Genomic DNA, 16153 nt, shown 5'->3' on the forward strand with positions numbered 1-16153 from the left:
ATAACAGTATTTAAATCAATGCAATATAGCTCTTTTACAAATAAAAAAATGATCATGAGTAGTGAATTATATTGGTATTGAAATTTTCTTCTCCCTCTGGGAGAAGGCTAGGATGAGGGAAATTTTATGTTGATCTATAGTTTTAAAAGGGCTGATGAAAGAAGTCTATTGTAATGATTTTAAATCACAACGAGAAATAGAGATTATAAATTAAGGATTTAATGATGATTTTAAAATTTTCTATAATTTTTATAGGGTTAATGGCAATGACTTTATGTTCAAATATTTCCTCTCAAAATTATGAAACAAAAGTAGATATTATCTTTGATAAATCTATAGATAATAAAGACTTAAAGTTGGTGGTAAATCCGTATGGGTATCTTTTGGATGGACATGAATTAAAAAAATATATAGGAAAAACTAGCAATCATACTGTTTTATTTAAAGATGGGAGAATGCAAAGTTATAAAAAAGAAAATATAAACACTTTTAGTGATTATTATATCTATGCAAAATATAAAAATCAGTACGCAAAAATGAAATATACCAATGGTTTAGTCATGGGTGATAATAAAACTGATATCAAAATATTTATAAATATGTCTGAAAATATTGCTTATTTATCTTCGAGTGAAACTTCTTCTAGCGTTGAAACTATCCATCAAAATGCTTTTAAAGATAAAGAAAAATTTAGTCAGGACGATATGAATATGTTAAAAAATCTAGATAATTTAAATTAACATAACAACGAAAAGTTATAAGTTGAATAGCTAAGAAAACAGCAGTTCTGCACCAATTAGTGAACGAGAAATTTCATAGATAATAATTTATTTAATGACTTTGCTTCTTCAATTAAAGAAGCTGGGTCAATCGAACGTAAAGAAGTTTAAGCAAGTCTAATTACTTATCTTGCAGACGATTAGTGGTTTGTTATTTCAATGGATGATGACGTTGCCCATAACGAGCAGCATTACTCCAGTCAGTAATTTCAGGAATATCAGAAAGGTCTATGTGTTTGTCAGAGATTTTACCTCTTGCAACTAAACATTGGATTTCTGCTTCAAGTTTATCTTTGAACTTTTCATTAAGTTCTTCTTTTGTATATCTAACTACGCTCATATTTTTTTCTCTCCGCTTTAGTGGCATCTTTGGCTCTGAGTAAACGAATGATTTCGGTGTGATCTTTTAATCTAATGCTATAGTAACTAATATACCATGAATCATATTTATGGTTTGCCAAACTTCTTTTCCACTAACAAACTCTTATAAAAAATTTTTTTAATTAAGACTTATTAGAAAACTAAAGGTATTACCCTTTAATTTTCTGATCTTAACCAAGATTGAGTTATTTAGCTTCTACAAAAATAGCAAATCCTCACTTATTCTCCTTCAACCTCCAATTCTGCTGTCACATCAACATTTGTTGGCTCGATAGCAGAACGTACGGTGGGTGCTGAATAGATCACGTTAGGTTTATGTTGAGCATTAAAGACCAACTGAAAAACATCTGGACGAGAATAATGTCCTACAGGATCTGCCGCATTCTTGGCAAAAATAATATGATTAAGTTCAATGTCAGCGATTAACAGACCTTCTTCATCTTCGGCAAGTGGAGTGACAAGATCACCACCATCAGGGCCATAAATTCGTGATGCACCACCACCAGTTTTTAGTAACTGTTTCTTTGTGTCATCGGTACATAAAGCGTCAATCATTTCCTGAGAAACCATCGCACAAGATGCGAGCACAAAACATTGTCCTTCAGCTGCATACAAACGTGAAGCCGCATTGTTGACTTCTGCACCGAGTGCGGCAGTCATATCCGTATATAAGCTAAAACTAGGCCATGCTGCGATATGGATTTGTTCGTGCTGCGAATACATTGCATAACGGTTTAAGGGCTGTAAATGCTCCCAGCAACACAGTGCCCCAATGCGACCAAGCGCAGTGTCATAGACTTTCAGAGAACTACCATCACCTTCACCAAATAAGGTGCGCTCTACATGGGTGGCTTTTAATTTTCGACGTACAGCAATGGTTTCACCATGATGATCAATAATCCATTGGGAAATATACAGACTGCCATGATCACGCTCACTCAAGCCTAAAACCACATGCATATTATGTTTTTTTGCAGCATCTGCAATTTGTTTGGCTTGGTCGCTGTTAAGTTCAAGAGAGTTGAGATGGTATTGATATACCCAAGGCATATTTGCAGCGGGAGAATCTAACCACAAAAACCATGGGTAGCCAGGAATCCACGTCTCTGGAAAGGCAATAAGTTCAACCCCTTTTTCAGCTGCTTCGGCAATAATTTTGATAGTTTTGTCTACGCTTCCTTGTAAGTCGAGAAATGCAGGAACCGCTTGTACACAAGCGACTTTAATTGAAGTTTTCATGAGTGATCCTTTCTCAATAACTAAGCAATATTGCACTTTTGGTTATAAAGTCAAAGATTGATCAGGGGGTATGCTGAGCAGGAACAAAACATAGATCTATACGGAACTAAAAATCCAAAAAATGATTCCAAATTTAAAAGAGATAAATTTTGCTTGATCTCAAGGTTAGGAGACGCTGAGTTGAAGGTTTACAAATTATGCTAAACGGATTAGCTTTATTGCATAAGCGTCTAAGAATAAGAGAGACAATGATGTTTAACTATGACACAAGGCGTGTCAAAAATAAGCTGCAACGTGATTATTGGCAGGATGCGATTAGTCAAGTATTTGTACCATTGACCTGTAATGTTTCTGTACAGGATGGCTTTTTTGGTGCTTTGTCTGCAAAACATATAGGCAATATTCAACTGGTTGAAATCAAAGGCTATGGTCAACATGTTGAACGGCATGCCTCCAATATTAGACATAGTCATCATGATGAGATTTTATTTATCTTCCTGATAGAAGGCCAAATGGGTGTTCAATATCATGGTCGTGAACAATGCCTCAGCAAAGGGCAATTTATTTTTCATGATACCCAGCAGCCGTATGATTTGTATTTGAATGGACAATTCAATCAACTGGTTCTCATGTTCCCTCGTGAACAATTTCAACAGTATTTTGGGCGACCTGACCAGTTATGTGGTCATGCTTTTGGTGATGGGCATCCACTGAAAATTTTATTATTAAATTACGCTCATGATTTATTTTGGTTCCCTGAGCAGGCTTCAACAGAACTTCAGCAGGTGGTACTGCATAAATTTTTTGATTTACTGCGTTATGTGGTTCTCGATCAGATCAAAGACAAAACACCTCGATCCAGTAGCCACAGCATGCTCGTACAGGTCAAGCATTTAATCTTGGAGCACTTAGACAATAGTGGGCTGAGTATTCATGATATTGCTCAAGATCTTCGTATTAGTTCGCGATATATCAGTAAACTTTTTCAACAGAATGAAACCACATTTGGCCGTTATGTGATGCAAAGTCGTCTGCAATTAGCCAAGAAGATGTTGATACAGACCAACGAACATACACATAAAATTAATCAAATTGCCTATCAATGTGGATTTGATGATATGTCGAAATTCTCACGTGAATTTAGAAAACATTATGTTATATCGCCGAGCATGATGCGTAAGATTAACTAAATAAAACTACAAAATAGTGAGAGATAAAATTACCGATAAGATGGTTACTAAACTTGTTATTTTTAAGCCCACAAGATCCAAACTGAAATTTCATTCATTCGTTTCAGAGCAATTTTAGATGGCTTAAACGCACTTTAGCAGTGATTTTAAGCGCTGAATCAGATCATGTAGATTTCATATGATGATTAGATGAATTATTCTGATTTTTATAAGGTGTGATCAATCTTTATAGGCGATGCAAACCATAACGCAATGTTGTTTATAGGATCAAAGTAGGTTGACTTGTTGTAGGATCCTTACTATAACTTATTTATAATAATTTTAGCGATACTACAATAATGGAAAATAAATCAATCACATATAAAACTTTATGGGTCTTTGCACTCATTCTAAGTTTAGGATTCATTATTTCGGCAAGTGTCATGGGCTATGCACTTAAGCAGTTTAATGGTGAAAAAAATTCAATAGTGGTCAAAGGGTTGGCTGAAAAACCTATACAAGCGGATCTAGCGCGCTGGGAGATTCATCTGCAAACCAGTCGTGCTTCAGACAGTGTTTCAGCCGCCTATCAATTGTTGGATCAAGAAATAAAAGCACTACAAGATTTCTTTATTGGGCATGGATTTAAAGCAACAGAAATGAAACTGGGTAATAAAAGCTCTCAACCCTATTATGAGGAAGTGAATCAAGGCGAGGGAAAATTTACCCGTGAGTTTAGAGGCTATACTGCGATGCAATCACTAGTGATAAATAGTCGTGATATTCAAAAGATTGAGAAAGCCGCAAAAGATGCGTATTTATTAGATGAAAAAGGCATCTCCATCGAGCAAAAACCGCAGTATTTGGTGTCGAATCTAGAAGAAATAAAAATGTCATTGATCGCCAATGCAACTAAAAATGCGCATAGCCGTGCCAATGAGTTTGCAAAAGTGGGTGGGGTAAAAGTCGGTGCGATGCGTTCTGCAAGTCAGGGTGCGTTTTATATTTTACCTGAAAGTGGTTCTGATGATGACAGTGATTATGGCGGTGCTTATGACAAAGCCACCATTAATAAAATTGCGCGGGTTGTGGTGACCATCAATTATGCGATTGATTGATACAGCATTTAAATTGATAAAAGTGCAGTGCTAAAAAATGGGAGCTAGACTCCCATTTTTTATTGTTGCTCATGCTCTTTGTAATACTGATGCTTTCTTTTGGCGTTATGCTTCCAACTTTTGGCAACTTTATAGACATAGGTTGGTAAATCATCCCAAGCTTGAGCCAAGCCGTTACCACGTGCAACACGGATCTTAAGAGGATAGTCTTTATATTCAATTATATGTAGAAAATAAAAACTTCTCTCTTGGTGTGTACTAAATGCTTTATAATAAAGGCTTTTAATATTTGGATAACGCTTCGAAAAGCAATCATCAGGGTTCCTTTTTATAGAGTTTTGATATTGATATTTTAGATTTTTCACGGTTCCTCCTAGGTAACATTACCTAGAAGGGATCCTTTGCAAAATAATTCATGGTTTTAATCCTAAAAAGTTAAGAATGATTTCTTCATTCTTTTTAACATGTCATCAGGTAAAATTTGATTTATAACCATTCTTCTGTGATGTTTTACTTTTTGCCGAAGTAGTACGAATCACTTCCGTTGAATCTTCAACCTTTGTTGCATCATTTAAAGCCTTATATTCTCAAATCGCAAAATCAATCACAGCACGAATCACACCTAAACTTAGACCAATAAATGCACCCACCACAACACCATTAACACGGATCATATGTAAATCACCGCCTACCTCATTTTCAATCTTGGCGATCATTTCGGTAGAGTCCCATTCATGGATACGTTGACTAATAAACTTAATCACTTTCTCACTATATTGGTCACTTAAATTGATGGCAATTCCGCTGATTCGATCATTCAGTAATTCTCTTACAGACTGATTTTGCATCAAGTTTTCACCCAGCTGTTGAATGGCGATACGTAAATTCATGGCAATACCTGAGTCTGCTTTAAGCAGGTCAGATTTAACAGCATCACATAAAATCACCACAGCACCAGTAATAAAGTTGAGTACTGGTTCGCTGTCTAACAGGGCATTCTTGGTTTCATTTAAACTTATGCTGGCATGACTATTGTTATCTGCCAATTGCAACATAAGCTCATGTGCAGCTTCTTCAATTTTTTGACGAATAGGATGCTCCTGATCAGCAAGCATGGATTCCACTTTTTCAATCACTGAATCAATGGTCCGTTGCTCAACATCAATCCCAATCCAGCTGGCACCTTTGGCAAGGCGTGAAACACCAAGCTCTTTAAACATGGTTTGGGTAATTTCACGGGTTTTTTCAGGATGGGTCATCATCCATTCATGGGCAATATCCAGTCCACGTTGTAATACATCTTGATGGAAATCATTTTCTAAAACTGCACGCAGCATTTCACTTGCCAATTGGTTCATGCGAGTATTTCGAACCCATTGCACACTGTTGTTTTGAATAAAGCGTCCAATTTGATCCTGCCCGACAAATTCGAAAATTTTTGGAACAGTTTGCTGAATCACATCTACCACTTGACCGTTATTTTTAGGATTGGCCAGCCATTGACCCACAGCAAAACTAAGATCAATACTTTTTAAACTACGTTCAACAATTTGTGGGGAGAGAAAATTCTCTTGGACAAATTTACCCATCGATTCCGCAATACGTGCTTTATTACGTGGAATGATTTCGGTGTGATCTTTGAGAAATTTAGGAATGGGAATTTTCCCAAAGGGATTACGAAACAACACGGTAATCGCATACCAATCGGCTAAGCCACCGACTACGCCAGCTTCAGCACCCAACATGAGAATATGAATAAACCAAGCATACTCAGGCATCAGTTTGGCGGAAATGATCAAAGCAAACCATGCGACAACAGCCACCACCAAGGCGATGGTCGCAAAGCGTTTGCTTCGATCTAAGTTTGGAATTTCATTGAGAACTTCACTTTGTTCAATTCCGCTCATTCATTTTCCTAAATCGATTTGTGCATTTTTATTTCGTTGATGTTACCGCATCAGGCTGTGGTTGCAGTACTTGTCCTGTCGGACTAACACCATATTTTTGTCCTAAAGATTGCAAAATCAGACGAGCGTCAAATGCATCATTCGGTGATGATTTTTTATCTTTATAACATTCTATCGTATAGGAAATTTGCACAGGGTCAATGGTCACCACTTGTGGCATATCATAAAATGGGTCATTCCAGAACACAGGATGACGACGATAGCCCCAGCCATATGGGTAGTAGTTTGATGAAGGGTAAACTACCGCTTTACGAGGCGGTTGCTGAGTGCGATTGCTTGGGTCATCTAAAACCTTGAAGTACGTAAATCCATTTAAAAGCGTGGTTTGTGCGGCTTTAACAAGATTAATTTCTTCAGCTGTCCCAAAACTCATATTGCTATTGCCTTGGAAGCTGATGCGATAGCTATGATCGTTAAGTGGAACCGTAGTGTATTGCCCAAGTTGGTCAAAGGTACGTGGTTTGCTTGGTGTCGTCGCACAACCTGTGATGGTGAGCGCCGCTGCAATAGTTAGACCAATGAGTACTTTGTTCATGTGTCTCTCCTTTCCATTCTTCTGGATGGAATTTAATGAATTTATAATCCTCAGTATATTGTTCTAAATTGATGGACTGACAATGAATTTCAAGAAGAATTTTGTTAATTCAGGATGATACTCAACAAGATAAATGACTGTTCACGTAAAATTTAAACAATGAGCACGGTATTATGCGTATTTGATCCATGATAAAAAATGAAGACTGTTGAGAGTGAACGCTGTTGAGAGAGTTAAATGAGTATTCAAATTAAAGGTTATATTGCAACAAGCGCAGATGGCTATATCGCAACACCAGATGGTTCTGTAGCGTTTTTAGCGCCATTTCAAAGTATTGACTGTGGATAATGATGATTTTATCCAGGATATCGATATCGTGATTATGGGGCGTAAAACCTATGAAGTGATTTGTTCTTTTGCTGAGGCGTGGCCCTATCCAAACCAGAAAGGATTTATCGTCACTTCTAATCCTGATTTAGCTTTAACTCATGCCTCGCTTTCGCGGTGGAACTTAGCTGTGGATGAACTTGTTGAGCACCTTAAACAGAATTATAACGGCAATGTCTGGATTGTCGGTGGAACGCAATTGCAGAATACTTTTATTGAACAGAAGCTGCTCAATACTTTAGAGATTTTTATCATGCCTGTTCTTCTTGGAAAGGGTATACCGCTATTTCCAAGTTTTGACTCGCATGAACAGCAGTTAAAGTCCATACATGCTGAAATGATTGAAAATACCATTATTAAACACAGCTATGTTTTCTAACGCTTGTTGCTGCTGATGGATCAGTATGCTTTGATGCACGGGTCAAACAGCTTATGCAAAATATTTCTGCATAAGCTGTTTAGATAAAAATGAATAGGATTAAAAATGACTATTTGGTTGTTTTAAAAATTCAATTTCTTCTGCCGTTGAGCTTCGCCCTAAAATTTGATTACGGTGAGGATAACGTCCAAAACGATCAATAATCACTTTATGCTTTTTCTCAAAATCTAAATTGAGTGGATTGCCCAGCTGTTCAAAAAGTTGTAAAGCTTGGATATGGATAATTTTTGATTCGCTATGCATAAATGGCATATACAGGAATGAACGCTGTTCGGGGCTTAATTGTTGATCTAAATTCAGCTGAATTGCTTCTTGTGATAGTGCAAGTGCCAAGGCATCTTGTGCAAAAGATTCAGCATGATCTCGATACAAATTACGCGAGAATTGATCTAAAACAATAATTTCAGCCAAGCGACCTTCTGCTGTCGCACGCCAAGTCCATAGCTCACAATGTTTGGCTTGATCCAAGGTATGTGCAAATCGCTGGTGCAAAGTTTGATCGAATGCGTCACTTTTTGCGAACCAAAATGGCTGAGTTTCTTCACTAAACCAAAAATCGATAATTTCTTGATAATTCATAGTAGTTACAATTCTTTAGTGGTAATTTTTCTATAAAATCACAAATTTTAGATGTCTTGTAGAGGCAGTTTGTGTTAAAAACTTTTCCGAAATAAAGTGAATAATTCATTTAAAACAACGATGCTTATACGTGTATATCGATAAATAACGTTATACTGCGCGCATCAAAACATTTTATTTTAAAAAATTCTTTAAGATAAGCGAGTAAGTATGAGTCAACCCGAAACGATTTCCCAATCTTTAGTACCAAATTGGGTGGATTCTACCTTATTCAGAGGCATGTTACGTGGCATTGAACGTGAAAGCCTGCGTATGCAAAGTAATGGCTTTTTATCACAGGCTGATCATCCTCAGTCTTTAGGCTCTGCCCTAACACATCCGCATATCACCACAGATTATTCAGAAGCTTTGATGGAGTTTATTACACCCCCCAAAGAAAGCATTCCTGAAGCGTTAAGCTTTTTAACAGATGTCCATGCTGTTGTGCATCGTCATTTAGAAAATGGTGAAAAGCTATGGACTTTGTCCATGCCATGTATGCTGGATGACAAAGAAGAAAATATCCGTTTGGCGCAATATGGCACATCCAATATTGGTCAATTCAAAACCTTATACCGTCATGGTCTAGGCATTCGTTATGGTCGCCGTATGCAGACGATTTCGGGTGTGCATTACAATGTGTCTTTCCCAGATGCGTTATTTGAACAATTACAACAACATGAAAGCAATGAATCGCTTAAAGCCTTAAGCCTGCAAGACTATCGCAGTCATCGTTATCTTGGATTAATCCGTAACTTTATTCGTTTAACTCCTCTTGTGATGTATTTGGTAGGTGCTAGCCCTTCAGTTTGTAAATGCTTTATGACAGGCCGTGAACATCAATTGTTGCCTTTAATCAAAGGCACATTATTTCTACCTTATGCCACAGCATTGCGTATGGGGCGTTTTGGTTATCAAAATTCTGCACAAAAACAATTGGGTATTCATTACAACAATTTAGAAAGTTACGTGGCTGAATTACAAAAAGCGGTTAATTCACCTTATGCACAGTTTAGTCATTTAGGTTTAAACGATGCCAATGGTCAGCCGATTCAAATTAATGATCACGTCTTACAAATTGAAAATGAATACTACAGCTTAGTCCGTCCAAAACAAGTGCCACAAGCAGGGGAAACGCCATCTCAGGCCTTGTCAAATCGTGGGATTGGCTATGTTGAGTTACGCGCGGTAGATGTAAATCCATACAGCGCTATTGGTATCGATGAGGATACAGCAGGCTTCTTGGAAGTGGTTGCGTTGTATTGCTTGCTTAAAGAAAGCCCAGATTTATGGGATGAAGAACAAGATATTATTGAGCAAAATCAGGCTGAAGTGGTCAATCGTGGTCGTGCGCCAAATGCGAAAATCATTGAAGCGGGTGTTGAATATCCATTACTTGAGTGGATTCAACAGCATGTCACCGCCATGCAACCACTTGCAGATCTACTCAACCAATCCTATGCAACAGATTTATATCGTCAAGCATTGACGGTGATGCAAACACGTATTGATGATGTGGATGAAACACTATCAGCGCATGTGATTGCCGATACTGTAGAGCAAGGTGGTACATGGAATTTTGGTGGCTATATGGCCAATCAACATATCCAAAGTTACGAACAACATGTATTAAGTCCGGAAACTTTAGCGTATTTTGAGGGGCTTACTCGAACATCTCTCGCAGAACAACAGCAACTTGAACAAAATACAAGTATAAGTTTCGAGGATTATCTGAGTAAATTTAGATAAAACATAGATTAAATAATGAGGAAGTTCCATGCAATGGCGTAGTTATCGCTTCGTAAGTGGTCTTTTATTTTTGGCAAGTGTGATTGGTATGTCATTTGCGCTCTATTTAGAGCATGTACAAGGGCTTGAGCCATGTCCACTATGCGTATTTCAGCGTATTGGATTGATTGGTCTAGGGCTAATTTCACTGATTGCCTTTTTGCATAACCCAAAAACAAATGTATTTAAACGCATTTATAGCTTTTTGGGTTTAGCTGCGATTTCTTGGTCAGTTGGTGTTGCCGCTCGTCATGTGTGGCTACAGAACCTACCCAAAGATCAGGTTCCAAGTTGTGGTCCCGGTCTGGACTATTGGGTCAACACTTTGCCTTTAAAGGCTGTGTTTGAAAATGTGCTTAAGGGTTCTGGCGAATGTGCCATGGTCGATTGGACTTTCTTAGGACAGTCTTTACCTGTTTGGTCATTACTGTTTTTCAGTGTATTGGCATTGATCAGTCTATGGCAGTTATTTAGAAAGTACTAATTTAAAACATCAAGAGCCAGTCTAAACTGGCTCTTTTTTCATATAAACTTCAATTATTTATAAATCAAGCAAAACCATGAATCATAAAATAAATTTAGCCGGGATCGTCATACTGGTCTGTTTGGCTACAGCACAAGTCTCTGCAAAACCAGCCAACACTGTGGTCAGAAAAGATGTATCTTGTCAGTTTAAATCTGAATTTGATGACACCATTCCAGCCGATGTTTCCTATATCAAATTGGGCGCTCAGCCATTTAAAAAATTTATTGTCGACCCAGATTATTTTTCAAGTCGAATCAAAGACTGTCAATTACACGGTGGCAGATACTATGTATTGTCTGTGTCGCAGAGCCATCCTGCAAGAACACTTGCCCAGTCGCTGATTGGGGTGACGCAATTTGATTTAACAGGTAAAAAGCTTAGCCAAAAATTTTATAATAAAGCTTGGACTTGTGAGTTAAAACAAGGCTTTATTGCAAAAAATCAACGCTTATTGATCGATACCCAATGTGCAGAAAAATCAAACTTTGATGAATATGGTGACATGATTGATCCTCAGCAGAACAAGTCTTATCAAATTGAAGTGAAATAGCAAAAAAGGCCGATTAAAGATCAGCTTTTTTGCAATTAAGTTTCAACAATCCCTTGCATACTTTCTAATTTAATCAAGTATTTGCGAATTTGTTCTTCTGCCAATTCATCATGGTGCGGATAAAACCATTTGGCAATCTGTTCCGAAACCAAAGGATGATATTGAATCTCAAGATGGTTTAAGCCATAAAACACAGCTTTATGCGATTCAGGTAATTTTAACTGAAAGCGTGGGTTCGGGTGTTCACCCAAGGCACTTTTAACACTGACCAGATAGTCGCCAATCACTTTTAAGGTGCGATTTTTGCGGTTTTCAAATTCCAGCGTGCCTGCAATTAAAAAGGTATTGATATGCGACGGTAGCGGAGCTGGTTTACGGTTGTCATCCATCAAACCAATACGAGCATTGTTATGCTCCCAGTCATCATCTCGAACACTTCCATAACGCAAGTCTAAGATACCGTTACTGCGGATATTGACGATATGGCTGATCATTTTAACAATCGGGAAATTCCCCACTTTCTCTTGCATGGCAAACCCAAAACGTTCTAATAACGCACCATGATGCGGGGAGCCAATACAAACCAGATTCTCAACCATGTGGAACCACTGGTGCATGTTTTGTTTGCCATAGAAAAGCGCACTGCGAGAAACCAAGCCACCCATACTGTGTCCAATTAAATCAATACTGGTAATACGAGGGTTGCGTTTGATCAAATCTTCTAAAAGATTTGCCAATGAACGTCCATTGGCTGAAATTCTACGTCCAGTATTGTAGTGAAAATACAACATGGTGTTGTGATCACGTTGAGCCAAGAGTTTCTCACCAATACCGCCATTGTTACGATTGGTCCAGTCTTGATAATTCATACATAAACCATGGGAGAAAATCACCACACGACCAGCCAAGTCGCCTTGCTGTAATGAACCATAATGATCATAGAGTACCGGTGACAGTGCGAGCGGATTATGAGTTGCTAATAAATAATCGCCCAATACCCCATTTAAAACACTAACCAAAAAAGTCATGTGAGAGGTCAATGGCTTATCATGTAAATTTGGAAAACGTTCAATGGTTTTACGTAAAATCGGGGCAATCAGGTGGCTACCATAATTTTGCAATGCGTGATAACCAAATTGATAGAATTTATCGACAATCGGACGGGATTGAAATCGTTTGGCTTTTTGTTTACTTAAGCCAAAAATACTCAGCAACATTTCACGTTGGATTGATTGGATGAAGTCTTGGACCATACCACTGAGCGGCGTACTGACTAACTGTGCTAAACCCTCTAATACGTCGGCCTGACTTGGAGGCGAACGATCCCACTTACAATAGGTTTCGTGTAAAGGGGTTAAGCTTGGCATGGTTATTTCCTCATCCATATTGATCTGGAACAAAGACTTTATTTTTGCTTTAGATCAATGTATAAATCCCTAGGCAATCATCTTATCTTGTTCATCCTGAACACTATTTAAAATACCGATAATTGCGATTAAGTTTTAGTTTTTTGTCGGACAATATCCTGACATATACAAATTAAAACAATAATGTGATTTGAATCACATTAAAAATTAAAACATTGGTGGTAAAAAAGCAAACTATTTTCAATGAATATTATTTATTTACATGGTTTTAAAAGTAGTCCTTTATCAATAAAAGGGCAACAACTAGATGATTATTGTCGATGTTATTCATCGCATTGTGTGCATTTGCCTGATTTAAACCAGCATCCGCAACTGGTTTTAGATCAAATTTCAGCGCTCATTGAAAAATTGCCTGATGTTGCACTGGTGGGGAGTAGCTTTGGTGGCTTTTATGCGACACAATTGGTCGCAAAATATGGTGTGCCTGCTGTTTTAATTAATCCAGCTATGCGACCATGGCAATTGTTCAGTAATTTATTTGGAATTGAACAGATTCCCTATAAGATCAATGAACAATGGACTTTAGATCGTTTACAACTTGACTACTTGGAAGCGATTGCCGTGCCATTTGTACAAGATGCAGACAAAATACTGGTCTTATTGCAACAAGGTGATGAAGTTTTAGATTATCGTGACGCTGAACGGTATTATAGTGCAGCTCCACACACATCATTGATCATGACAGAAATGCATGGTAATCATGCGATGGAAGATTTTGCAGATAAAATACCCATGATTCTGGAATTTTTATCATACTCCGTAAAATAAAAGGAAAAAACTCAACGTGTCTCAATATACGGCCCAATCACTTGAAGTATTATCTGGTTTAGATCCTGTACGTCGCCGTCCAGGTATGTATACCGATACCACTCGTCCAAACCATTTGGCGCAAGAAGTAATTGATAATGCTGTCGATGAGGCACTTGCAGGACATGCCAATAAAATTACTGTCACGGTATATAAAGATGGTTCGTTGTCGGTCGAAGACAATGGGCGTGGTATGCCAGTCGATATTCACCCTGAATACGGACAAAGCGGGATTGAAATTATCCTAACGAAACTGCATGCAGGCGGTAAATTTAGCACCGATAACTATCAGTTTTCGGGCGGTTTGCATGGTGTTGGGATTTCCGTGGTCAATGCCTTGTCTGATCGTGTTGAAGTTGAAGTTCAACGCCACGGCAATCTTTATAAAATGGCGTTTGAACATGGTGAACCTGTTGCGCCTTTAGAGATTTTGGAAGGTAAAGCGCCAAAACGTGCTACGGGGACAACAGTACATTTTTGGCCAGAAGCGAAATATTTTGACTCTCCTAAATTTGCTTTAAAAGCGTTAAAACATAATCTCAAAGCCAAAGCGGTATTGGCTGCTGGTTTACAAATTAATTATATTGACCAGATTAATGACGAAAAAATTGAATGGCAGTTTGAAAATGGTCTCGTCGACTATTTGATGGATGAATTACAAGATCGTGAAATCATTCCAGATCCTGCCTTTGTTGCAACGGGTGAAGCTGAACGCGCCAGCGCTGAGTTTGCAATTTGCTGGAATGCTGAGGGTGGCGAACAAATTCAGGAAAGTTATGTGAATTTGATCCCAACGGCACAAGGGGGAACCCATGTAAACGGGTTACGCTCAGGTGTTACCGATGCGATGCGTGAGTTTTGTGAGTTACGTAACTTGTTGCCACGTAATCTCAAATTGTCTGCTGAAGATGTTTGGGACGGGGTCAATTATATTCTGTCGCTTAAATTCCAAGAGCCACAATTCTCAGGACAAACCAAAGAACGTCTTTCAAGCCGAGAAGCGTCTAACATTGTTTTAAATATTGCCAAAGATGCTTTTGCGCTCTGGCTAAATCAAAACTCTGAAGTGGCCATGCAATTGGCTGAGATTGTGATTGCGAAAGCGGGTCGCCGTTTAAAAGCAGCTAAAAAAGTTGAACGTAAAAAGATTGTTGCCGGTCCTACCTTGCCCGGAAAACTATCAGATTGTGTCGGTCATACCCTTGAAGAATCGGAACTGTTTATCGTCGAAGGTGACTCTGCCGGTGGTTCTGCAAAACAAGCCCGTGATAAAAACTTCCAAGCGATCATGCCGATTCGTGGGAAAATTTTAAATACTTGGGAAGTGTCTTCTGACGAGGTGTTGGCCTCTCAAGAAGTGCATAATATTGCGATTGCAATCGGTGTAGATCCGGGCAGTGATGATCTTTCCGAATTACGTTATGGCAAAATTTGTATCCTTGCCGATGCCGATTCAGATGGTTTACATATCGCGACCTTGCTTTGTGCACTCTTCGTCAAGCATTTCCCTGCAATGGTTGATGCTGGGCACCTATATGTTGCAATGCCACCATTGTTCCGTATCGATGATGCCAAAGATGTTTATTACGCGCTTGATAACGAAGAGTTAGAAGCTATCTTAAAGAGAGTTAAATCTAAAAACCCGCAAATTACTCGATTTAAAGGTTTGGGTGAAATGAACGCCAGTCAATTGCGTGAAACCACCTTAGATCCAAATACACGCCGTTTGGTGCAGTTGGATTTGGACGACACGCATCACACAACAGGCTTACTGGATAAATTACTTGCCAAAAAAAGGTCAGGTGATCGTAAAGACTGGTTAGAGCAAAAAGGTAATTTAGCTGATTTGAGTGTTTGATTGCTGAACTTATGCATATTTAAAAAATGATGCCCCAGTGCATCATTTTTTTTGGTACCTCTCAAATATCGCATTGATGCAAACAGAATTATATTGATCGTAATACAAATTATTTTTGTATTGCTTTTCTATTTTTTCTCTTATTCTTTTACCTCTACTCCATCCATCTCAAGGATTGGGTCATCCTGTCAAAAGCGTTTGGTGCTTTAAAGCAGAATTTATCCCGAAAGTCCTAAAAATTTAATTCTGGGTAAATTTTTTGCACTCTCATCGCTCATTTTAAACAAAAAAAATCGCACTTAATTTGACCAGTGTGGCTTTTAATCTCGCATTTTCACTTGCTAAGTGCTGGCTATATCCAGTGATTGAAAGGCATTTGATGCCTATCAACGTATCTTCAACTTATATAAAAATAATAGCATTTAATATTTTGATTTTATTATATTTTATCAGGATAAATATTCAGCGATAAAATCACAAATTCTCCACTTGGCATAAAAATTGAATTAAGCCTGTCAGGTAAAAGCAAAATCGCGCATTCAAAAATGCACCAAAAGGTTTGGAG

15 protein-coding genes and 1 pseudogene are annotated in these 16153 nt (G+C 38.1%); 9 read left to right on the forward strand and 7 right to left on the reverse strand.

The features are described from left to right. Nucleotides 1-224: 224 nt before the first annotated feature. Nucleotides 225-740 carry a hypothetical protein gene (locus AS4_RS00605; RefSeq protein ID WP_096732545.1) on the forward strand — a complete coding sequence of 172 codons (516 nt, stop codon included), beginning with the start codon at nucleotides 225-227 and terminating at the stop codon, nucleotides 738-740. A 193-nt stretch (nucleotides 741-933) separates the two neighbouring features. Here AS4_RS00605 and AS4_RS00615 read toward each other — a convergent pair. Next, nucleotides 934-1119: pseudogene (locus AS4_RS00615) on the reverse strand (BrnA antitoxin family protein); the annotation flags it as partial. 260 nt (nucleotides 1120-1379) lie between these two features. After that, entirely contained in the window at nucleotides 1380-2399 is a 1020-nt protein-coding gene (locus tag AS4_RS00620; protein ID WP_096732549.1) for a carbon-nitrogen hydrolase family protein, read from the reverse strand. 248 nt (nucleotides 2400-2647) lie between these two features. Here AS4_RS00620 and AS4_RS00625 point away from each other — a divergent pair, with 248 nt between their 5' ends. Together AS4_RS00625 and AS4_RS00630 are read left to right on the forward strand one after the other, a co-directional pair. Beyond that, entirely contained in the window at nucleotides 2648-3589 is a 942-nt protein-coding gene (locus tag AS4_RS00625; RefSeq protein WP_096732551.1) for a helix-turn-helix domain-containing protein, read from the forward strand. Between the two features lie 338 nt (nucleotides 3590-3927). Continuing rightward, nucleotides 3928-4686, forward strand: coding sequence for an SIMPL domain-containing protein (locus AS4_RS00630; RefSeq protein WP_096732553.1), 759 nt, complete (start codon nucleotides 3928-3930; stop codon nucleotides 4684-4686). 59 nt (nucleotides 4687-4745) lie between these two features. Here the strand turns inward: AS4_RS00630 and AS4_RS00635 are convergent, their stop codons facing one another. The 3 genes from AS4_RS00635 to AS4_RS00645 all read right to left on the reverse strand — a co-directional run bounded on the left by AS4_RS00635 (nucleotide 4746) and on the right by AS4_RS00645 (nucleotide 7188). Continuing rightward, nucleotides 4746-5051, reverse strand: a complete 306-nt coding sequence (locus AS4_RS00635) for a hypothetical protein (RefSeq protein ID WP_004718691.1) — start codon at nucleotides 5049-5051, stop codon at nucleotides 4746-4748. A gap of 222 nt (nucleotides 5052-5273) precedes the next feature. Next, a complete protein-coding gene (locus tag AS4_RS00640; protein ID WP_004718689.1) occupies nucleotides 5274-6593 on the reverse strand; it encodes a DUF445 domain-containing protein in 1320 nt (439 codons plus the stop codon). 28 nt (nucleotides 6594-6621) lie between these two features. Then, nucleotides 6622-7188, reverse strand: coding sequence for a CC0125/CC1285 family lipoprotein (locus AS4_RS00645; RefSeq protein WP_004718687.1), 567 nt, complete (start codon nucleotides 7186-7188; stop codon nucleotides 6622-6624). 340 nt (nucleotides 7189-7528) lie between these two features. Here AS4_RS00645 and AS4_RS00650 point away from each other — a divergent pair, with 340 nt between their 5' ends. Next, complete coding sequence (locus AS4_RS00650; protein WP_227548107.1) at nucleotides 7529-7954, forward strand: dihydrofolate reductase family protein; 426 nt, start codon at nucleotides 7529-7531, stop codon at nucleotides 7952-7954. Nucleotides 7955-8053: 99 nt separating this feature from the next. Here the strand turns inward: AS4_RS00650 and AS4_RS00655 are convergent, their stop codons facing one another. Then, complete coding sequence (locus AS4_RS00655) at nucleotides 8054-8593, reverse strand: DUF924 family protein (protein ID WP_096732555.1); 540 nt, start codon at nucleotides 8591-8593, stop codon at nucleotides 8054-8056. Between the two features lie 210 nt (nucleotides 8594-8803). On the opposite strand from AS4_RS00655, the gene gshA reads away from it, so the two are divergent. From gshA to AS4_RS00670, 3 genes are all read left to right on the forward strand, one after another. Further along, on the forward strand, nucleotides 8804-10381 hold the full coding sequence (gene gshA / locus AS4_RS00660) for a glutamate--cysteine ligase (protein WP_096732557.1): 1578 nt from the start codon (nucleotides 8804-8806) through the stop codon (nucleotides 10379-10381). Between the two features lie 28 nt (nucleotides 10382-10409). Beyond that, nucleotides 10410-10904, forward strand: a complete 495-nt coding sequence (locus AS4_RS00665; protein WP_004718679.1) for a disulfide bond formation protein B — start codon at nucleotides 10410-10412, stop codon at nucleotides 10902-10904. 76 nt (nucleotides 10905-10980) lie between these two features. Continuing rightward, complete coding sequence (locus AS4_RS00670) at nucleotides 10981-11496, forward strand: hypothetical protein (protein ID WP_096732559.1); 516 nt, start codon at nucleotides 10981-10983, stop codon at nucleotides 11494-11496. A 35-nt stretch (nucleotides 11497-11531) separates the two neighbouring features. Here AS4_RS00670 and AS4_RS00675 read toward each other — a convergent pair whose 3' ends face one another. Further along, complete coding sequence (locus AS4_RS00675) at nucleotides 11532-12863, reverse strand: PGAP1-like alpha/beta domain-containing protein (protein WP_004818342.1); 1332 nt, start codon at nucleotides 12861-12863, stop codon at nucleotides 11532-11534. Nucleotides 12864-13106: 243 nt separating this feature from the next. On the opposite strand from AS4_RS00675, the gene AS4_RS00680 reads away from it, so the two are divergent. Together AS4_RS00680 and parE are read left to right on the forward strand one after the other, a co-directional pair. Further along, entirely contained in the window at nucleotides 13107-13691 is a 585-nt protein-coding gene (locus AS4_RS00680) for a YqiA/YcfP family alpha/beta fold hydrolase (RefSeq protein ID WP_096732561.1), read from the forward strand. A 16-nt stretch (nucleotides 13692-13707) separates the two neighbouring features. After that, nucleotides 13708-15588, forward strand: coding sequence for a DNA topoisomerase IV subunit B (parE, locus tag AS4_RS00685; protein ID WP_096732563.1), 1881 nt, complete (start codon nucleotides 13708-13710; stop codon nucleotides 15586-15588). Nucleotides 15589-16153 lie beyond the last annotated feature (565 nt).

Origin of the sequence: Acinetobacter guillouiae, assembly GCF_002370525.2 — a bacterium.
Classification (GTDB): Bacteria; Pseudomonadota; Gammaproteobacteria; order Pseudomonadales; family Moraxellaceae; genus Acinetobacter; species Acinetobacter guillouiae.

Bases quoted from the DNA above. Each gene is read 5' to 3' on its own strand.
- AS4_RS00655 (WP_096732555.1), bottom strand. From the start codon at position 8,593: ATGAATTATCAAGAAATTATCGATTTTTGGTTTAGTGAAGAAACTCAG.
- AS4_RS00620 (WP_096732549.1), bottom strand. From the start codon at position 2,399: ATGAAAACTTCAATTAAAGTCGCTTGTGTACAAGCGGTTCCTGCATTT.
- AS4_RS00645 (WP_004718687.1), bottom strand. From the start codon at position 7,188: ATGAACAAAGTACTCATTGGTCTAACTATTGCAGCGGCGCTCACCATC.
- AS4_RS00640 (WP_004718689.1), bottom strand. From the start codon at position 6,593: ATGAGCGGAATTGAACAAAGTGAAGTTCTCAATGAAATTCCAAACTTA.
- AS4_RS00605 (WP_096732545.1), top strand. From the start codon at position 225: ATGATTTTAAAATTTTCTATAATTTTTATAGGGTTAATGGCAATGACT.
- AS4_RS00670 (WP_096732559.1), top strand. From the start codon at position 10,981: ATGAATCATAAAATAAATTTAGCCGGGATCGTCATACTGGTCTGTTTG.
- AS4_RS00680 (WP_096732561.1), top strand. From the start codon at position 13,107: ATGAATATTATTTATTTACATGGTTTTAAAAGTAGTCCTTTATCAATA.
- AS4_RS00665 (WP_004718679.1), top strand. From the start codon at position 10,410: ATGCAATGGCGTAGTTATCGCTTCGTAAGTGGTCTTTTATTTTTGGCA.
- gshA (WP_096732557.1), top strand. From the start codon at position 8,804: ATGAGTCAACCCGAAACGATTTCCCAATCTTTAGTACCAAATTGGGTG.
- AS4_RS00630 (WP_096732553.1), top strand. From the start codon at position 3,928: ATGGAAAATAAATCAATCACATATAAAACTTTATGGGTCTTTGCACTC.
- AS4_RS00675 (WP_004818342.1), bottom strand. From the start codon at position 12,863: ATGCCAAGCTTAACCCCTTTACACGAAACCTATTGTAAGTGGGATCGT.
- AS4_RS00625 (WP_096732551.1), top strand. From the start codon at position 2,648: ATGATGTTTAACTATGACACAAGGCGTGTCAAAAATAAGCTGCAACGT.